14 protein-coding genes are annotated in these 19,922 nt (G+C 67.0%); 9 read left to right on the forward strand and 5 right to left on the reverse strand.

The window, feature by feature from the left end; genetic code table 11:
• Positions 1–346 precede the first annotated feature (346 nt).
• Both NR810_RS01320 and NR810_RS01325 read left to right on the forward strand, forming a co-directional pair.
• Complete coding sequence (locus NR810_RS01320; RefSeq protein ID WP_257446523.1) at positions 347–688, forward strand: hypothetical protein; 342 nt, start codon at positions 347–349, stop codon at positions 686–688.
• A 49-nt stretch (positions 689–737) separates the two neighbouring features.
• A complete protein-coding gene (locus NR810_RS01325) occupies positions 738–1,133 on the forward strand; it encodes a hypothetical protein (RefSeq protein WP_257446526.1) in 396 nt (131 codons plus the stop codon).
• 88 nt (positions 1,134–1,221) lie between these two features.
• Here NR810_RS01325 and NR810_RS01330 read toward each other — a convergent pair whose 3' ends face one another.
• The 4 genes from NR810_RS01330 to NR810_RS01345 form a co-directional block, all read right to left on the reverse strand.
• On the reverse strand, positions 1,222–1,449 hold the full coding sequence (locus NR810_RS01330; protein WP_257446527.1) for a phospholipase D-like domain-containing protein: 228 nt from the start codon (positions 1,447–1,449) through the stop codon (positions 1,222–1,224).
• 51 nt (positions 1,450–1,500) lie between these two features.
• The gene (locus NR810_RS01335; protein ID WP_257446529.1) at positions 1,501–4,836 is read right to left on the reverse strand and encodes a CHAT domain-containing protein; all 3,336 of its coding nucleotides are present in this window, start codon (positions 4,834–4,836) and stop codon (positions 1,501–1,503) included.
• A gap of 111 nt (positions 4,837–4,947) precedes the next feature.
• A complete protein-coding gene (locus NR810_RS01340) occupies positions 4,948–5,082 on the reverse strand; it encodes a hypothetical protein (protein ID WP_257446532.1) in 135 nt (44 codons plus the stop codon).
• Positions 5,083–5,208: 126 nt separating this feature from the next.
• Positions 5,209–6,195, reverse strand: a complete 987-nt coding sequence (locus NR810_RS01345; protein WP_257446535.1) for an aldo/keto reductase — start codon at positions 6,193–6,195, stop codon at positions 5,209–5,211.
• Between the two features lie 172 nt (positions 6,196–6,367).
• On the opposite strand from NR810_RS01345, the gene NR810_RS01350 reads away from it, so the two are divergent.
• The 5 genes from NR810_RS01350 to NR810_RS01370 all read left to right on the forward strand — a co-directional run bounded on the left by NR810_RS01350 (position 6,368) and on the right by NR810_RS01370 (position 16,178).
• Complete coding sequence (locus NR810_RS01350) at positions 6,368–8,092, forward strand: N-acetylmuramidase domain-containing protein (protein WP_257446537.1); 1,725 nt, start codon at positions 6,368–6,370, stop codon at positions 8,090–8,092.
• A 120-nt stretch (positions 8,093–8,212) separates the two neighbouring features.
• The gene (locus tag NR810_RS01355) at positions 8,213–9,901 is read left to right on the forward strand and encodes a polysaccharide deacetylase family protein (RefSeq protein WP_257446540.1); all 1,689 of its coding nucleotides are present in this window, start codon (positions 8,213–8,215) and stop codon (positions 9,899–9,901) included.
• A gap of 258 nt (positions 9,902–10,159) precedes the next feature.
• Positions 10,160–11,731 carry an ELWxxDGT repeat protein gene (locus tag NR810_RS01360; RefSeq protein WP_257446543.1) on the forward strand — a complete coding sequence of 524 codons (1,572 nt, stop codon included), beginning with the start codon at positions 10,160–10,162 and terminating at the stop codon, positions 11,729–11,731.
• A 144-nt stretch (positions 11,732–11,875) separates the two neighbouring features.
• Positions 11,876–15,715 carry a CARDB domain-containing protein gene (locus NR810_RS01365; RefSeq protein WP_257446546.1) on the forward strand — a complete coding sequence of 1,280 codons (3,840 nt, stop codon included), beginning with the start codon at positions 11,876–11,878 and terminating at the stop codon, positions 15,713–15,715.
• Positions 15,716–15,872: 157 nt separating this feature from the next.
• On the forward strand, positions 15,873–16,178 hold the full coding sequence (locus NR810_RS01370) for a hypothetical protein (protein WP_257446548.1): 306 nt from the start codon (positions 15,873–15,875) through the stop codon (positions 16,176–16,178).
• 43 nt (positions 16,179–16,221) lie between these two features.
• On the opposite strand, the gene NR810_RS01375 is transcribed toward NR810_RS01370, so the two are convergent.
• Entirely contained in the window at positions 16,222–17,211 is a 990-nt protein-coding gene (locus NR810_RS01375; RefSeq protein WP_257446551.1) for a cation diffusion facilitator family transporter, read from the reverse strand.
• A gap of 114 nt (positions 17,212–17,325) precedes the next feature.
• Between NR810_RS01375 and NR810_RS01380 the strand changes: the two genes are divergently transcribed.
• Together NR810_RS01380 and NR810_RS01385 are read left to right on the forward strand one after the other, a co-directional pair.
• Complete coding sequence (locus NR810_RS01380; protein WP_257447740.1) at positions 17,326–18,909, forward strand: sigma 54-interacting transcriptional regulator; 1,584 nt, start codon at positions 17,326–17,328, stop codon at positions 18,907–18,909.
• Positions 18,910–18,913: 4 nt separating this feature from the next.
• A complete protein-coding gene (locus NR810_RS01385) occupies positions 18,914–19,852 on the forward strand; it encodes an alpha/beta fold hydrolase (RefSeq protein WP_257446553.1) in 939 nt (312 codons plus the stop codon).
• The last annotated feature ends 70 nt before the right edge of the window (positions 19,853–19,922 follow it).

Consider the following 19,922-nt stretch of genomic DNA (forward strand, 5'->3'; position numbering starts at 1 on the left):
TTCGTGACGGCTCTGCCCCCCTCCAGGTGGGCAATGTCGTCCCCGGACGGTGCCGGGTCACCTTCCCGGAGCACCATGGCCAGTGCTGAAACCTACGCGAGAAGGAGGAAAGAGGCCCTGGATGCGCATGAGCTGAAATGAGCCGATCCCCACTGCCCCGAGCTTCGCCTACCGCACACCAGTGGTCTCCATGAGCCCGAGCGCCGTTGACCCGGGTTGAGGCGTCGCCCAAAACTTTCAATCTCGACAAACCGGACAATACCCGGGAAGCACTCTGCCTCCTTCGGACTCGTCCATTCAGCCGAGGTTGAACGGGAGTGCAGGCAGGCAACGCATCGAAGCACTGATGGATGAGGGAATGCACCCAGCAGGTCTAACGCGACTGAGCTACACCAGGTGCATGAGGCGCAAGCCTGAGATCCCATCCATACCGAAGCACTCTGGCAAGCATAAGGAACACTGCACCACGAAGTGCCTCAACGAATTCATGGATTGCGTCAAGAAGATGGAGGAACTGGAGAGGCAGGAGTCACAGAGCAAGAAGCTTCAATTCCCAAGCATCAACGAAGCGCTCGACTGGCTCAAAGAACACACACCCGAGGCGCCGCCCGGAACCCATGTGGTCGTGGCAGGAGTAGGCTTTGTTATCGCGATAATCGGCGGCGCACTGTTTCTTGTTCCCATCTAAGCCAAACGTTGCATCCAAAAAACAGAAACGCAAAAGGCTCGACGCCACCATGCCCTATATTCCAGACTTCGACACAGACGCAATCCTCGGCGCTCTCAACGCCATCAGCCAGAAGCATCCGGAGGGCTCCCCGGAGAGGGACGTAATCGAACTCGCGCAGATCGCATTGGTCTACCCTCGCCACATCCGGAAAGAGGATGACTTCCGCAGGTTCTACAAAGAATTCTTTGATCCCTCATTCAAGCTCAAGGTCTCCCATGAGTTCGCAACGCGAGAAGAGGCAGACAAGTGGCTGGCCAGCGGGAAGGCAGAGGACGCAGAGCGCGTCAAGATCGCTGGCAAGGGTTTCATGGTCGTTCGATTGCCTGGGAGGTTTACGTTCATGAGCGCACCTCTTGAAGACGAAGAGGTGGAGGAAGACGAATCGGGGGAGGATTCAGAGTAGGCAATTCAAGCTTGCGTGCCCTACGCCGCGGACCTGCTCCCACCGGCCTTCGCGGGCTTCTGGGCGGGCAGATTGCCTCCCGCGAGCACTACCTCTGGGTGCTCGTGATGATGTTGATGTTGTTGGCCTGGTAGTTGGCCGAGGGCGTGAAGTTCCAGGAGCCGTCCCAGACCGTCTTCTGGTCGAAGACCACCGACTTCACGTGCATGATCTGCCCGGCTTCCGGGCTGGTGCCCACCCAGACAGAGTCCCCCGCCTGGAGCAGCGTCCGCACGAAGGGCTCCTCCGAGAGCGCACCGTCGTTCTTCTCGTACATGCTGTAGTCCAGCCCGTCACGACCGCGCGATGGCGTCGTGCGCGAGGCGCCTCATGGCGTCGGCGGCTCGGTCGCGATGGGGGCGATGGCCCGCAGGGGGGCATCACTCCCCAGGGCGATGAAGGGGGCCCAGTAGTGTGGATGGGGCCGGGAAGCCCGGAACGAGCGCATGGCCTCGCGCAGGGCGGAGGCCCGGCCCTGACCAGCCAACAGGTTTTGGTAGTAGGCCTCCATCAACAGGCGCGTGGAGTCGTCGTTCACCTTCCACAGGCTCATGACCACCGTCTCGGCCCCGGTCACCACCAGGGCACGGCGCAGACCGTAGACGCCTTGACCCAGGCGGACATCGCCTCGGCCGGTGTCGCAGGCGGAGAGGACCACGAGCTGTGTCCCCCAGAGATCGAGCCCGGCCAGCTCCAGGGCCGTGACGAGGGCGGCTTCGGGCCGGGGGGCGGAAGACGTGGAGGCGTCAGGCGCGGAGGCGCGTGCGCCCGCGAGGGCCAGACCGGAGCGCAGCAGTGGATCCTCCGGACGCGGCGTGAGGGGGCCCTCTCCGAGGACACCGAAGTGGCCCACGGCGCGGGAGCCCGCAGGAGGAGCGGGAGCATCCTCGAGGAAGAAGCCGTGAGTGGCCAGGTGGAGGATGCCCGGGGGTGAAAGGGAGAGCAGCCGATCCTTGGTGGCATCGGGGCCAAGGAAGAGCTGGGCCTGGGGCAACAGGCGCTGGATGTTCTCGGCCTCCTGACGCGTGCCCGGCAGGGGCACCCACGCACTGCTGACGAGGTTCCCACGCGTGGTGGAGAAGAAGCGCTCCAGGGAGTCGGAGGGAGCGGCCCGCGAGGAGATGTTGGCGGGGGTGGAGGACGTGGCACGAGGAGCGGCGGTGAAGTCCGGGTCGGCGAACACGGACACGGAGGACGCGGGAGAGATGTCCTGAGCGCGAGGCAGCAGCTCCCTGCCGGAGGTGAGGTAGACGAAGTCGAAGGAGTCCAGGAGGAATCCACGGCCATCGTGGAGAGCGTCGAAGGGGACGAGACCCAGCTGTCCGTCGGGAGACAGGAAGAGGCGGCGGGTGGTGCCCAGCAGGGGCCGCAGGGGCTTGAAGGCGAGGTGGTAGAGCGACTCGGCCTCGGCTTGGAAGGTGGCATCGCGGTTGGCCAGGGCATTGCGCAGACGCGAGGCGGCGAGGTCGATGGGCCCGGCCGCTCCGAGGTCCACGGCGCGGGTCGAGCCATCGGGCAGGAGCACCAACGCCAGGTAGCGCAGCTGCTCGGGGGCCGCTGGATGAGTCGTACCGGGTCTGGGGACAAGCTCTCTCCCCCTGTAGGCGATGAACTCGACGAGGGCGCCGTCCCTGGGAAGGGAGGCGGCGACCCGATCGACGATCTCGGCGGGGGTTGGCAGGGTGGTGAGCGCGCGCAGGGGCGCGGAACGTCTGGCCAGGTCCGCTTCGAGCGCGTCCCCCTCGCCGGCCAGCGTCTTGAGCCGCTGTTGGTAGGCTTCCGGAGAGAGCGTCCCGATGCCCGAGAGCGAGAGGTCCGCCAGCTGGGTGCGCAGGCCGCGCAACCGCTCGAAGGTTTCACGGTCCCCCGCCCCCAGGCGGCGGTAGAGGGTACGAGAGATGTTGGCCGTCTCCTCGACGGAGCGGCCCTTGAGCAGGAGCACGGCACCGAGGGCCAGACGCCGCACACGAGCGTCCTTCGGGTGCTCACGCAGCAAGGAGTAGAGAGCCTGCTCATCCGCGCGCAGATAGTGGAGGAAGCTGGCCAGGCGCGACTCGGAGAAGTCGAGCGCCTCCCGGCGCAGGCGCAGCTCGGAAATGGAGAAGGCCCGTGTGTAGAGAGGCAGGGCGTCGGCGAGGCGATGCTGGGTCAGGCGGAGTTGAGCCAGGCCGCTGAGAGCCAGGGCGACATCGGGGTGGTCCTTGCCCAGGGTTTCCTCCCAGATGGAGAGTGCGCGCTGATAGAGGGTCGTGGCCCGGCCGTGGAGCCCCTGCGCCATGGCCAGGTTGGCGAGACTGAGCAGCGCGCTCGCGAGAAAGGGGTGTTTCTTGCCGTAGGCGGCCTGCCAGATGGTGAGTGCGCGCTGGTTGAGGGACTCGGCCCGGGCATACGACCCCTGGCTCTCGTAGAGGATGGCGAGGTTCACGAGCGCCCGGGCGACGTCGGGGTGGTTCTCGCCGAGCGCCTTCTCCCAGATGCCCAGTGCACGTTGCAACAAGGGCTCGGTCTGGCCGTGCGACCCCTGGCGCCAGTAGAGGATGGCGAGGTTGTTGAGCGCCATGGCAACGGCGGGGTGGCCCTTTCCGAGGACTTCTTCCTGGATGGCCAGTGCGCGGTTCAGCAAGGGCTCGGCCCGGCCGTACAATCCCTGGTTCTCGTAGAGATTGGCGAGGTTGTAGAGCGTCTGGGCGACATCGGGATGGCCCTTGCCGAGGACCTCTTCCCGGATGGCCAGCGCGCGTTGCAGCAACGGCTCGGCCTGGCTGTACAACCCCTGGTACGCGTAGACGGTGGCGAGGTTGTTGAGCACCTGGGCGACCGCGGGATGCTTCTTGCCGAAGGCTGCCTCCAGGATGGCGAGCGCGCGCTGGTAGAGAGGCTCGGCCCGGTCGTACGACCCCTGATCCATGGAGAGGGTGGCGAGGTTGTTGAGCGTATTGCCGATGGCGGGATCGTTGCCAGGAGCGGCCTCCTGGATGGTGAGCGCGCGTTGCAGCAATGACTCAGCCTGACCATACGACCCCTGCTGCGCATGGAGCGCGGCCAGACTGCTGAGCGCCTGGGCGACCTCGGGGTGGTTCTTGCCGAGAGCCTCCTCCCGGATGGCCAGCACGCGTTGCAGCAACGGCTCGGCCTGGCCGAACAATCCTTGTTTGAAATAGAGGACGGCGAGGCTGTTGAGCGTCAGGGCGACCTCGGGGTGGTTCTTGCCGAGGACCTCCTCCCGGATGGACAGCGCGCGCTGCAGCAACGGCTCGGCCTGACCGTACAGCCCCTGCTCATCGTAGAGGACGGCGAGACCGTTGAGCGTTCGGGCGACGTCGGGGTGGCTCTTGCCAAGGCCCGCCTCCTGGATGGAGAGCGCGCGTTGAAACAAGGGCTCGGCCTGGGCGAACGCTCCTTGCCGCGAGTAGAGAGTCCCCATCAGGGCCAGACAGCTGGCGACATCGGGATGCGAGTCTCCGAGCACAGCCTGTCTGAGCGCGAGCGCACGCTCGGCCCGGGGAAGAGCCTCGGCGTATCCACCTGACTTCCTGAGGGTTATCGCCTCGTCGAAGGCGGCCTGAGCCTCCGCGAGCCGTGCATCCGGCTTCTCTTCACTGGCCTCCCCTCCTGCCGCACAGCAGAGGGCAACCACCAACATCCACCCGAAAACCCGACGCATCTCTCCCCCCTCGAAGCCTGTTTCAAGATCAGCGGGAGAGCCGACTGTAGCAGACGCGCGCGGCGGCCAGGGCACGAAACAAGAGTCGGAAGATTTCCGGCTCACCTCTTCCTACTCGGGATCCTCCTTCCATTCCTCATCTGTTTCCAATTCTTCCGGGAGAGGCGCCACCATGAGCCTCAGCTTTCCTGACACTTCAACGGCCATGAAGCCCTTACCAGCGATCTTCACGCGCTCGGAGTCCATGCCTCCCTCTCTTTCGTTCCCTCTGCTTGATTCTCGATGAAGGGATTCAGAACGAGGAGCATTTCTTTCAAATCGAGATCTGGATTGGATGCCATATACGTGCTGGACATGATGGAATGCAATGTCTCACCAACGCTCATGCACCAACGACCGGATGCGCCGGTCGTACACCGAGCGCACCGTCGCCAGGGTCTGTTCGGATAGAGGTGGCAGCTCCGCCGCGGCGGCATTGGACTCGGCCTGGGCCGGGTTCCTGGCTCCGGGGATGACGCAGCTCACCGCCTCCTGCATCAGGATCCACCGCAAGGCGAACTGCGCCATGCTCGCACCGTCAGGCACCAGGGAACGCAGCTCCTCGACCGCCTCCAGGCCAACCTCATACGGCACTCCGGAGAAGGTCTCTCCCACGTCGAAGGCCTCGCCTTGACGATTGTAATTGCGGTGGTCGTCGGCGGCGAAGCGGGTGTCCCGGCGCAACTTCCCCGTCAACAGTCCGCTCGCGAGCGGCACGCGGGCAATCACCGCCACGTCACGCGCCACCGTCTCGGCGAACAACGCCTCGGCCGGCTTCTGCCGGAAGATGTTGAAGATGATCTGGATGCTCGTCAGGTTGGCATGGTCCAGCGCCCGCCGGGCCTCCTCCACCGTCTCCACGCTGACGCCCCAGTGGCGCAGCTTGCCCTGGCGCACCAGATCATCGAGTGCGGCGAACGTCGTGTCCTGGCTGTAGACCGCGCTCGGTGGACAGTGAAGTTGCAGCAGGTCGATCCGGTCCGTGCCGAGATTGCGCAACGAGCGTTCGACGAAGCCCGTCAGGTGGGTGGCGTCATACCCCTCGGCAACGTGGGGGTTCAGGCGGCGTCCCGCCTTGGTGGCGATGTAGACGCGCTCGCGGCCATGGGCCTTCACCGCCCGAGCCACCAACTGCTCGCTACGCCCATCTCCGTAGACATCCGCCGTGTCGATAAAGTTGATGCCGCGATCGAGCGCCGCGCGGACCGTCGCCAGCGCCTCGTCCTCGGTCACCGTGCCCCAATCCGCGCCCAGCTGCCAGGCCCCCAGCGCTATCTGCGAAACCTGCCAGCCGGTACGGCCGAAACGGCGGTAGTGCATCGTCACCCTCCTTGTCAACGGCTCTCGAGCCCACCTCGGGTCGGTGCGGGCACGGATCTAGAACGACGAACCTCGCGGGACCAGCAGCGGGTCAGGACGTCGTTCACCAGGAAGCACCGCCTTGCCCGATCCACCCCCCTCACGTGTCCCATGGAAAAAGAGGCGACGACCCATGGGACATCCAGACGTGACCCGGTTCACCGGAGCAGCCACTCCCCTCACCGCTCAGGGCATCCAGGCCTGCGCCGACAAGCTCTCCGTCCACCCCGCCGAGCTCTGGGCCGTGCTCCAGATCGAGACCCGGGGCTGTGGCTTCTTCGCGGACCGCCGGCCCGCCATCCTCTTCGAGCGCCACGTCTTCAGCCGCAGGACGAAGGGCCGCTACGACGCGCAGGCCCCCGACATCAGCAACCCCCAGGCAGGGGGCTATCGCTGGGGAGCCTCGGAGTACGAGCGGCTCGATCGGGCCCTGGCGCTCGACGAGCAGGCCGCGCTCGAGAGCGCCTCGTGGGGTCTCGGCCAGGTGATGGGGTACCACGCCACAGACCTGGGCTACGGCTCCGTCGAGCAGCTCGTCAGCCGCATGATGGCCTCCGAGGACGAGCAGCTCGCGGCCATGGTGGCGTTCATCCAGCACAATGGTCTGGACCGGGCCCTGCGCGATCATGACTGGGCCGCGTTCGCCCGCGGCTACAACGGCTCGGGCTACGCGAAGAACCAGTACGACAAGAAGCTGGCGGCGGCCTATCAGCACCTGTCCACCCACCCCTTGCCGGACTTGAGCGTGCGCGAGGGTCAGCTCCTACTCTCGTTCCTGGGCTTCGATCCGGGCACCGTGGACGGCGTCTTCGGAGCGCACACGAAGGCGGCCCTGAACCGGTTCCAGAGCCAGCATCAACTGCCCCCCACCTCGGGCTTCGACCCGGCCACCCTCGAGCTGCTGCGGCAGCAGCTCGCCGGCCCGCCGCGGAGCACGGCGCTTCCCCCCCGGCAGGACTCCGTGGTCCCCGCACCGGCCCCGGCGCCGACCCTCGCGCTGGCCACGCGCCCCCCCGCGCCGGTGGTGAGAAGCGCCGAGACCGCGACGCTGGCACCCGCCGCCGAGCCCGCTCCGACAGAGGTGCTCACGGAGGTGACCGTCTCACCGCTCCCCGCGCGGCTGTCCGAGCAACTCGGCCAGCGGCTCGCCCAGCCGCTCAGCAAGGACGTCCAGAAGGAGCTCGCCAGCCTTTTGACGCTGCGCGACAAGGCCGCACAGATCCTCGGCCCCACGGCCGTCCACTCCATCGATCTGGGCCTCACGGCGCTGCTGTCGGAACAGCCCAACCTCGCGTTCGTGCGGGGCATCCGCCTGCGCGTCACCTCCGCGCTCGCGGACCAGGTCTACCCGCTGCGCCCGCTCCCCCTGCTGCGATCGGACTCGCCCGCCACCCAGGTGGTGCTCGGGCTGGGGCTGCTGCTGCTCGTCTCCCACGGAGCAGCCGCCTTCGTGCACCAGGTGCTGACCAGCGAGAGCACCCTGCTCTTCGGCCTCCCCGTCCGCATGCTGTTGCTGGTGGGCCTGTGCGGCGCCATGGGCAGCGTGGTGAGCATCCTCATGCGGCTCGCGGAGCTCGAGAAGCAGCGGGGGGCCAGCCGCACCTCCATGGTGATGTTGGGGTTCTTCAAGCCGGTGATCGGCATGTACAGCGCGATCTTCTGCTTCACCCTGATGAAATCAGGGCTGCTGCCCCTCAAGCCGGCGAATCCGGAATCGGAGCTGTACCTCTCCATGGCGGTGTGCTTCCTGGTCGGTTTCAGCGAGCGGCTCGCGAAGGACATGTTCGCCCGCGCGGAGGAGAGCCTCGTCGCGGCGGCCGGCGGAGAGCGGTCCGCGCCCTCTCCGTCTCGTGGATGACATTCTGGCGCCCAGCATGCCTTCAAAATTCCAGAAGCAACGGGATTCCCGCCGTGTCATTGTCTCCCTGATGACGAGGAGGTCCGGGAAAGACCTCCTGCATCAACAGAGGGGAAACCCATGGGCAGATCAAATGTCGTGAAGGATTTCATGCGGAGTCTGGCGGTACTGGGCCTGGCGCTGGTGGCGGTTCCCACCCAGGCCGCGACTCCCTTCCAGGAAGGAATGGTGAGCATCACGCTGGATGACGGGTGGCCCTCGCAGTACACGGCGGCGCGCCCGGTGCTGAACCAGCACGGCATCCGCGCCACCTACTTCCTCGTCACCGAGGGCATCCGCAACGGGTGGACGGGCTTCATGACGGTGCCCCAGGTCCAGACCGTCATCGCCGAGGGCAACGAGATCGGCTCCCACACGATGACCCACTCGGATCTCACCACCCTGACCCCGGCGCAGGTGCAGTCCGAGCTGAGCGGCTCGCAAGCGTGGCTGAAGTCGCAGTTCGGTCTGGCGTCGGTGCCGGCCTTCTCCACCCCCTACGGGGCGTACAACGACAGCGTGCTGGCCTCCGTCAAGCAGTACTACGGCAGCCACCGCACGGTGAACGGTGGTCAGAACTTCCGGGACACCAACATCCTCCAGCTCCGGGCCTATGACGTGAATACCAGCGTCACCCTGGACGACGTGCGCACGTGGCTCGACAGGGCCGCCGCCGACAAGAGCTGGGTCATCCTCACCTTCCACCAGTTCGTGGCCGGCACGCCCACCCAGCCGACGGAGATCAACATCACCCAGTTCTCCCAGATCCTCGACTACATCCAGGCCAAGAACCTGCGCACCGTCTCCATCTCCGAGGGCGTGGCGCTCACCGAGGGGCGCACGGAAGATCCCGTGGGTGACACGCCCGTCTATGACGACGGCATGGGCAATGGCTTCACGGACTGGAGCTGGGCCACGCACAACCTCGATGAGCGCACCGTGGTGCACAACGGGCTGGCGTCCATGTCCGTCCAGCTCGGTGGCTGGAATGCCCTCTACTTCCACCACACCTCGGGACTCGATGCGACCCAGTATCAGGCCATCGAGCTGTGGGTGAACGGTGGCACCAGCGGCGGCCAGGGCGTGCGGCTGGCGTTCTATGACGGCTCCCAGTACATCGGCTCGGCGCGGCTCGACACGGTGCTGGGTCACCCCATCCTGGCGGGCACCTGGCAGCGCGTCGTCATCCCGCTCGCCTCCGTGGGACTGGGCTCCGGCACCGTGCGCGACATCTACATCCAGGACGATACCGGCGGCAGCCAGGGCACCCTCTACCTCGACGACATCCGGCTGCTCCGCTCCAGCACCCCGCCCCCGCAGAACCCGCCCTTCGCCCTCTACGAGGATGTGCTCGGCGCCGGGTTCCGGGATTGGAGCTGGGCGGTGCACGACCTGGATCAGCGCTCCATCGTCCACTCGGGCACGTCGTCCATCTCCGTCGAGCTGGACCAGTGGTCGGCCCTCTTCTTCCACGGCGACAGCCCCATCGACCTGAGCCGGTACAAGTCCATCGAGCTGTGGGTGCACGGCGGCACCTCCGGCGGGCAGATCGCGCGGCTGGTGTTCAACGGCGACTCCGGCCTGCTCGGGGAGATCCGCCTGGACGAGGCGCTGGGCCAGGCCATCCAGCCGGGCACCTGGCAGCGGATCTCCGTCCCGTTCAGCGTGCTGGGCGTGAGCTCGGGCTCGCTCCGGGAGATCTACATCCAGGATCAGTCGGGCGCGGACCAGGGGACCCTCTACCTCGACGACATCCGGCTGCTCCCTTGAAGTGACAAGTCCTCCCGCCTGAGATTGGCCCCCCAGCGGCCGAGCATGGGCCCCGGCATCACCGCCGGGGCCCGTTGCGCTCCAGCCTGTCCAGGAGGACACATTGTATTCCTGCGTGAAGTCTTCACCCGTCAACGACGAGTGAATCCCCCCACTACGACGGGAATGTGAGCAGGAATTTCTCGCTGGCGGACACTGGACGGATTCAATCCCTCTCCTCACCCTCATGTCTCAACTCCAGGCATGCGAGGTAGAGGAATGGGTTCATGGCGAGGCGTGGTACTGCTCTGCTCGCTGGTGGTGGGCTGCGGTGGAGCCGAGACCGGTACGGGTGGAAGCGGTGACAGCGGCCAGGAGAACGAGCTTCCCCCCGAGAGCGCTCCCTCTGGGGGAGACGGAGAGCGGACCGGGGCGCCTCCCGCTCCCACTCCACCGCCGGCACCCGCCACGCCCCCGGGCGCTCCAACACTGGGAACGGCCCACCTCGTCAAGGACCTCTTCCCGCCCTCGAGCGCTTCTCCCTGGACCGGATTCGGTCCGGGGCTCCTGGTGGATTTCCAGGGCCGGCTCTTCTTCGGGGCCTTCTTCGAGGACGGGCGGACCGGCTTGTGGACGAGCGATGGGACCGCGGCGGGCACCGTGCAGGTGAAGGACTTCCCCGCGTTCCAGGACACCGGCGTGAAGGAGCTGACGCCCCTGGGCCAGCAGCTCTTCTTCGCTTCGGGTGACACGGCCCATGGCCAGGAGTTGTGGGTCAGCGACGGCACCCCGGGCGGCACGCGACAGGTGAAGGACATCGCGCCGGGCGCGGCGAGCGCGTCTCCCTATGCGCTCACGCCCCTGAATGGCTCCCTGCTCTTCTTCTGCTTCCGTGCCGATCCCGCGACGTCGTCCGGACGCACCGAGCTGTGGAAGAGCGATGGCACCGAGGCCGGCACGGTGCTCGTGCGCGACATGGGGAACGACTCGTCCCTGAGCTTCTCGCGGGTGCGCGTGGGCAACACGCTCTTCTTCTCCTTCACGGACCCGGCCCATGGCACCGAGCTGTGGAAGACGGATGGCACCGGCGCCGGCACGGTGCTCGTCAAGGACATCCAACCCGGCACCGCCCACTCCTACCCGACTCAACCCCAGGCCCTGGGCACGTCGGTCTTCTTCCTCACCTCGACGCCCTCCCAGGGCCGCGAGCTGTGGCGCACGGATGGCACCGAGGCCGGCACGACGCGCGTCCGGGAGATCGCCGCCGACCCGCAGGGCCCCACCGCCACCCTCCTGCCGGGAAGCACGGACAACCAGCTGTTCCTCGCGCTCGCCGACCCGTCGGATCAGCTCATGCGCCTGTACTCGCTGGAGCTGGACGGCGCCGGCGCCGTCCAGGAGCGGCTCGTCACGACCCTGCCCAATACCTATGCCCAGCAGCCCGACGCGCTTCCCTACATCACCACCGCCACCCGCGCGGGCGGCAAGCTCTTCTTCGGCCAGGCCCTCTCCTCGCCAGGCCCCAGTCCCCGGGACGTGCAACTCTGGGTGACGGATGGAACGGCCGCGGGCACCCGGATGCTGTCCCGGCCCCTGAGCAGGTCGGATGAATTCACCACCGGGCTCTACGCCCTGGATGACCGCATCCTCTACAGCAACACGAGCGACGCGGAGGGCCTGGAGCCCTGGGTGACGGATGGGACGGCCGCGGGCACGCGCCTGGTGCAGGACATCGCCTCCAGTTCCTCCTCGTACCCCCACGGCTTCACCCGCGTGGGCTCCTCCGTCTTCTTCGTCGCCACGGACAGCCTCCATGGCAGCGAGCTCTGGCGGCTCCCTCTGGAGGACTGACCCCGTCGATCCGCGCCCCGAGCTGGATTCACCCGGGGCGCAAAATTCCGGCAATTCTCCTTGCTCTCTCAAATGGGTGTCGGCAATCCTGTGAAAGCTCGAATTCACCAGGATTCATCGAGCGACCATTTGAGGGGGTCATTCATGAGAAGAGCGGCAAGAGCCAGCGCCGTCATCGGAGCGCTGGCGTTGATGGCCACGGCATGCGGAAAGCCGGGGGCGCAGCAGGACGAGGCCCGGGGAGTCGCGGGCCAGGCCCTGGAGTCGGGTCCGGACTTCGTGGTGACGGTGGTGAGCGGCCCGGCCAGTGCGAGGCTGGGGCAGCCCATCATCGCTTCGGTGACGGTGTGCAACCAGGGCACCCAGCCCGATAGCACGGAGGTGGAACTGTACCTGTCCTCCGACGCGGTCATCACCCCGCCGGTGCCCCCCGCTCCGTCCGACGACATGCCCCTGGGGCGCGTGGTCACCGACTACCTCCAGCCGGGCCAATGCCAGACGCTGTCACAGGAGGTCCATGCCATGGCGCCCTCGCATGGCGCCTGGTACCTGGGCGCCGTGGCCGATCCGGACAACCAGCGTCCCGAGACCCTCGAGGACAACAACAACCGGGTGGGCAACCGCATCGGCATCGGTGACGAGGCGGACTTCGTGGTGAAGGCGGTGAACGGCCCGGCCAGTGCGAGGTCGGGGCAGTCCTTCACCGCTTCGGTGACGGTGTGCAACCAGGGCACCAGGCCCGACAGCACGGACGTGGAGCTGTACCTGTCCTCCGACACGGTCATCACCCCCCAGGAGACCCCCCCTCCGTCCGGCGACCTGCCCCTGGGGCGCGTGTCCACCGGCTACCTCCATCCGGAGCAGTGCCAGACGCTGTCGCTGCCGGGCCCTATCTCGACTCCGTCGAACGGCGTCTGGTACCTGGGCGCCGTGGCCGACCCGGACAGCCAGCGCACCGAGCTCTTCGAGGACAACAACACCGGGGTGAGCGGCCGCATCGGCATCGGTGACGCGGCGGACTTCGTGGTGACGGCGGTCAAGGGTCCCGCGAGCACACGGACGTGGGAGCCCTTCACCACTTCGGTGACCGTGTGCAACCAGGGCACCCAGACCGATTACACGGAGGTGGAGCTGTACCTGTCCTCCGACGCGGTCATCACCCCGCCGGTGCCCCCCACTCCGTCCGACGACCAGCCCCTGGGGCGCGTGTCCACCGGCGACCTCTACCCGGGTCAGTGCCAGACGCTGTCGCTGGAGACCTCGACTTCTTCTGATGGCACCTGGTACCTGGGCGCCGTGGCCGACCCGGACAGCCAGCGCACCGAGCTCTTCGAGGACAACAACACCCGGGCGGGTGACCGCATCGGCATGGGTGACAAGCCGGACTTCGTGGTGACGGCGGTCACAGCCCCCCCGAGCGCACGGCGGTGGGACTCCTTCACTGCATCGGTGACGGTGTGCAACCAGGGCACCCGGATCGATTACACGGAGGTGGAGCTGTACCTGTCCTCCGACGACATCCTCTCCCCGCGGACCCCCTCCTCTCCTCCCGGCGACAGGTTCGTGGGCGGCGAGTACACCGGCGACCTCTTCCCGGGGCAGTGCCGGGTGCTGTCCATTCCCGTGTCGGCCTCGTTGCCAACGGATGGCACGTACTACCTGGGCGCGGTGGTGGACCCGATGAACAACCGTCCCGAGTTCATCGAGGACAACAACACCCGGGTGGGTAGCCGCATCGGCATTGGTGACAAGCCGGACTTCGTGGTGTCCGCGATCACCGCCCCCCCGAGCACCCAGCCGTGGGGCTCCTTCACCACCTCGGTGACGGTGTGCAACCAGGGCACGCAGGAGGCCAGCACGGAGGTGGAGCTGTACCTGTCCTCCGACGCCAGCCTCTCCCCGCGCACGCCCCACTCCCCTCCGGGCGACATGCCCGTGGGCGGCGATTACACCGACTACCTCGTTCCGGGGCAATGCCAGACACTGTCCATCCCCATCCAGACCTCGGTGCCAACGGACGGCGTGTACTACCTGGGCGCGGTGGTGGACCCGATGAACAACCGTCTCGAGCTCATCGAGGACAACAACATCCGGGTGGGCAGCCGCATCGGCTTTGGAAACAAGCCGGACTTCGTGGTGTCCGAGGTGACAGGCCCCACGAGCACCCGGAGGTGGGACTCCTTCACCGCCTCGGTGACGGTGTGCAACCAGGGCACGCAGGAGTCCAGCACGGAGGTGGAGCTGTACCTGTCCTCCGACGACATCCTCACCCCGCGCACGCCCTACTCTCCTCCCGTCGACAGGTTCGTGGGCGGCGAGTCCACCCAATACCTCTTCCCGGGGCAATGCCAGGTGCTGTCCATTCCCGTGTCGGCCTCGTTGCCAACGGATGGCACGTACTACCTGGGAGCGGTGGTGGACCCGATGGACAACCGTCCCGAGTTCTTCGAGGACAACAACACCCGGGTGGGCGGCCGCATCGGCCTCGGTGAGAGGCCGGACTTCGTGGTGTCCGAGGTGACGGGTCCCGCGAGCTCGCTGCCGTGGGATTCCTTCACCGCCTCGGTGACGGTGTGCAACCAGGGCACGCAGGAGTCCAGCACGGAGGTGGAGCTGTACCTGTCCTCCGACGACATCCTCACCCCGCGCACGCCCTACTCCCCTCCCGTCGACATGCCCGTGGGCGGTGATCACACCGATTACCTCGCCCCGGGAGAGTGCCAGACGCTGTTCATCCCCGTGTCGCCCTGGGTGCCGATGGAAGGCCCGTACTACCTGGGCGCGGTGGTGGACCCGATGAACAACCGTCCCGAGTTCATCGAGGACAACAACACCCGGGTGGGCAGCCGCATCGGCATCGGCGAGAGGCCTGACTTCGTGGTGTCCGAGGTGACGGGCCCCACGAGCGCGCTCCAGGGGGACTCCATCGACATCTCGGTGACGGTGTGCAACCAGGGCACGTATGAGTCCAGCACGGAGGTGGAGCTGTACCTGTCCCCGGACGACGTCATCACCCCGCGCACGCCCTACTGGCCTTCTGGCGACAGGCCCGTGGGCGGCATGCCCACCGACAACCTCTACCCAGGGCAATGCCAGACGCTGACCATCCCCATCCAGGCCTCGGTGCCGATGGATGGCGCGTACTACCTGGGCGCGGCGGTGGACCCGATGAACAACCGTCCCGAGTTCATCGAGGACAACAACACCCGGGTGGACAGCCGCATCGGCATCGGCGAGAGGCCTGACTTCGTGGTGTCCACGGTGAAGGGCCCCGCGAGCGCGCGGAATGGCAACTCCATCAACGTCTCCGTGACGGTGTGCAACCAGGGCACGTATGAGTCCAGCACGGAGGTGGAGCTGTACCTGTCCTCCGATGCGATCATCAACCCGCGCACGCCCTACTCCCCGATCGGCGACAGGCCCGTGGGCGGCACGTGGACCCAGTCCATCGCGCCGGGCCAATGCCAGACGCTGTCCATTCCCGCCCAGGCCTCGGTGCCAATGGATGGCGCGTACTACCTGGGCGCGGCGGTGGACCCGATGAACAACCGCCTCGAGTTCATCGAGGACAACAACATCCGGGTGGGCAGCCGCATCGGCATCGGCGAGAGGCCGGACTTCGTGGTGTCCACGGTGGCGGCGCCCACGCGCCTCCGGCTGAGCCAGCAGTTCACGGCCTCGGTGAAGGTGTGCAACCAGGGCACGCAGGGGGCCAGCACGGTGGTGGAGCTGTACCTGTCCCCCGATGCGGTCATTACCCCGCGCACGCCCTACGGTCCCTCCCCGGAGCAACCCCTGGGGACCGTCCCGAGCGCCTTCCTCAACCCGGGCCAATGCCAGACGCTGTCGCTGGGGGTCCAGGCCTCGGCCCCCTACACGGGAGCCTGGTACCTGGGCGCCGCGGCCGATCCGGACGACTCCCGGACCGAGTTCTTCGAGGACAACAACACCCGGGCCAGCGCGGTCATCTCCATCACGCCGTGAGCCTGTGATGAAGGGAGGGGCCCTCGGCCGGGGGCCCCTCCACCCCTCCCCCAGGGGTGCCATCTCCAGGGATGTCGGAGGTTGTACCTGAAGCAGGGGGACGGCGCGCCACGTGGTGTTGTTCAGCACGTGGCCAGCCATGTTAAGAGAGCCGGACATGAAGTCCGCCGAAGTGATCATCTTCGAAGGAGCGGATCCACGGGAGTTCTCGCGCGTGGATGCCGTCGCCAGGGAACCCGCCCTGGAGGGACTGGCCGACTACCCCGGCTTCGAGAGCATGTCCGTCTTCGAGGATCCCTCGCTCGGCACGATCCACCTCTTCATGGCGTTCGCGACGGAGCGTGATCGTTTGGGTGCCAACCAGGCGCTCGAGCAGCTCTCGCGCGTCCTGGCCCTCGCCACGGGAGCGAAGAAGGTGCGCCGGGTCGTCTGCAACGTCTTCAGGGCTCGCAAGCGCGTCTGATGAGCTCGCATCGCGAGGAGACGCGGATTCCTGAGAGACGGCTTCAGTGAACCTCGCCCAGATGGGCGAAGGACTCACTCTCGATCTGGATGGTGATGTGATCGATCCCGAACCGCTCGAAGAGCGCGTGCTTCACCGCGGTGAGGATCTCATCGTTGTTGCACACCATCGGATCCGCCACCACCAGGTGCGCCGAGAGCGCGTAGATGCCACTGGCGATGGTCCACGCATGCAGGTCGTGCACGTCGCGCACCCCCTGCACCTTGAGCAGCAGCTCCTTCACCACCGACATGTCCACGTGCGCGGGCACCGCCTCGAGCAGCACGTCCACCGCGTCGCGCACCAGCCGCAATGAGCCCACCACGATCACCACCGAGATGAGCACGGAGATGAGCGGGTCCACCACGTACCAGCCCGTCAGCCACATCACCCCGGCGCCCACCAGCACGCCCACGCTGGAGAGCGCATCACCCAGCACGTGCAGGAAGGCCCCGCGCACGTTCATCGAGTGCGTGTTGTGCAGGAAGGCCAGCGCCCCCAGGTTGGACAACAGGCCGATCAGCGCCACCACCGCCATGGGCCCCAGCCGCACCTCGGCCGGCGAGCGGAAGCGCTCCCAGGCCTCCACCAGGATGACGACGGTGATCCCCAACAGCAGCACGCCGTTGAGCAGCGCGCTGAGGATCTCCATCCGGTAGTACCCGTACGTCTTCTTCTGATCCGCCGGCTTGCTCGAGAACCACAGCGCCAGCAGGCTCAGCCCCAGCGCGCTGATGTCCGTGAACATATGGCCCGCATCGGACATGAGGGCCAGGGAGTTGGTGATGTAGCCGCCCACCGCCTCGGCCACCGCGATGGTGCCCGTCAGCGCCAGGGCGAAGAGCAGCCGGTTGCGATCCTTCCTCCGCTCCTCCGTCCTGGAAGGCGGCAGACGTTTCGCGGGTTTGCCATGTCCATGCCCCCCGTGCGCTTCGTCGTGCGCGTGGTCATGGTCATGGTCATGCCCGCCATGGGTGTGAGGAGAGGTAGTCACGAGCGGGTGGTGTGCGAACACTCCTCCACGGAGAAACGCCGAGCAGCTAGAGTCCAGATACCTCAGTATGTTTCAAGGTTCACCCCCCCGTTGAACATCCCCAGGGCCCGGCAGATGGACATGGAGAGGCACCAGAACCTGCACACCATCATCATGCTGCGAGAAGTCATTCGCAAGTGGTGGCGTGCGGAGTTGCACCTCGTGGACCGCAACGGGGTGGTGCTGGAATGGCAGAAGGGCGGAGATATTCCCCCGACCCCCAACGCGTGCTGCCGGCTCTCGCTCACCTCGCGGGAGGGCCTGCGGCGCTGCAACCAGTCGGTGCGCCAGCTCCACGAGCAGTTCCGGGCGAACCGGCGCCTGCGCCGCGCGCTCGTCCACGCGTGCCACCTCCAGTTCAGCCTGGTGGGCGCGCCCCTCTACATCCATGACGAGTACCAGGGTTTCCTGTTCGTGGAGGGCTTCTTGCGCGAGCCGCCCACGGGGAGGGACCTGGAGCTGCTCAAGGCGCGCGTGCGCGAGCTGCAGCCGGGAGCACCGGACGTGGAGCGCGCGGTGGAGCGCCTGCCCGTGCTGGGCGACGCCAACCTGGAGAAGCTCTCGGACCTGCTCGAGTACGGCGCCAGCGAGATCGCCGCCTACGAGGCCGAGCGCGCCCGCAAGGAGGATCGCTCCATCCAGGCGCTCTCGCAGGGCACCGGCGAGAACTACCGCTTCGAGGACATCATCGGCCGCTCCGGCGCGATGCAGGAGATCTTCAAGCTGCTCGAGAAGGTGTCCAACTCGGAGGCCACCGTCCTCATCAACGGCGAGTCGGGCACGGGCAAGGAGCTGGTGGCGCGCGCCATCCACTACAACGGCCCCCGGCGGCAGGGCCCCTTCGTGGTGCAGAACTGCTCGGCCTTCAACGACAACCTCCTTGAAAGCGCCCTCTTCGGCCACATGCGCGGCGCCTTCACCGGCGCCATGCGCGACAAGAAGGGCCTCTTCGAGGTCGCCGACGGCGGCACCTTCTTCCTCGACGAGGTGGGTGACATGTCCCCCGCGCTCCAGGTGAAGCTGCTGCGCGTGCTTCAGGAGGGCACCTTCCTGCCCGTGGGTGGCACCCACTCGCGGGAGGTGGACGTGCGCGTCATCGCCGCCACGCACAAGGATCTGGGCGAGATGGTCAAGCGCGGCGAGTTCCGCGAGGACCTCTACTACCGCATCAACGTCATCCGGGTGCACCTGCCCCCACTGCGCGAGCGCCGGGACGATCTGCCCCTGCTGGTGGACCACTTCCTGCGCAAGCACCACCGTGAGGGCCAGCGCGCCCGGGGCCTGTCCTCCGACGCCATGGCCCTGCTCGGCACCTACGCATGGCCGGGCAACGTGCGCGAGCTGGAGAACGAAATCGAACGGTTGCTGGTGCTCGGCGGCGACCTGGAGTTGCTGCCAGCCGAGCTCATCTCCAGCCGCATCCGCGACGCGGTGACACCCGGAGGCTCGTCCTTCCTCACCGCCCGTGCCACGGGCAGGCTGCACGAGGCGGTGGAGACGCTGGAGCGCGAGATGATCCACCAGGGACTGTTGCGCACCGGGAACAACAAGAGCCGCCTGGCACGCGAGCTTGGCATCAGCCGTTCCAACCTTATCTTGAAGATCGCCAAGTACGGCCTCGACAAGGGTCTCCCGCCCGATGCCGAGGCAGACGCCTGAGCCCATGAGCCATTACTTCCGGCAGGACTACCTCACCGTGCCCGATGGGGCCTCGCTGTACTACCGGGTGCAGGGCGAGGGCGAGCCGGGAATGGTGCTGTGCGACGGCCTGGGGTGTGATGGCTTCGTCTGGAAGTACCTGGCGCCCTACCTGGAGCAGCGCTACCGCGTCCTGCGCTGGCACTACCGGGGCCACGGCCGCTCGGGCCTGCCCCGCCAGCGCGAGCGCATCGGCATGCTCTACACCTGTGATGATCTCAACCGGGTGATGGATGCCGCGGGCATCGACCAGGCCGTCCTCTTCGCCCACTCCATGGGCGTGCAGGTGGCGCTCGAGTTCCACCGGCGCTACGCCGAGCGCGTGCGCGGGCTCGTCCTCCTCTGCGGCAGCTACGGCACCCCGCTGGACACCTTCCACGACGGCAACTGGCTCAAGCGGCTCTTCCCCCTCATCCGCCTCACCGTGGAGAGCTTCCCCCAGCCCGTGGCCCGGATGACCCGCGCCCTGCTCAGCACCGAGCTGGCCATGCAGGTGGCCCTCTCCGTGGAGCTCAACCGATCCCTGCTCGCCAGGAGCGACCTCGTCCCCTACTTCACCCACCTGGCCAACATGGACCCGGTGGTCTTCGTCCGCACCCTGGAGTCCGCCTCCCACCACAGCGCGTGGGATCACCTGCCCCACGTGGACGTGCCCACCCTCATCATCGCGGGTGAGCGGGACAAGTTCACCCCGGCCTGGCTCTCGCGCCGGATGGCCGCCCACATCCCCGACGCCGAGTTCATGATGGTGCCCCAGGGCACCCACGCCGCTCCCCTGGAGCACAAGGAGCTGGTGGAGCTCCGGGTGGAGCGCTTCCTGCGCGAGCACCTGCCCGCGGCCCCTCCGGCTCCGCTCGGAACGGAAAAGCCGGGCCTGGATGTCGCCTCTCTGCCTACCCGGTAGGCGGAGAAGTCAGGGGTGAGCGCCCCTGTCCGCGCGCCTTTCTTCCAGCCACGTTGCAGGTGGAAGACCC

The sequence above is a fragment of the Archangium lipolyticum genome (assembly GCF_024623785.1).
GTDB classification, from domain to species: Bacteria; Myxococcota; Myxococcia; order Myxococcales; family Myxococcaceae; genus Archangium; species Archangium lipolyticum.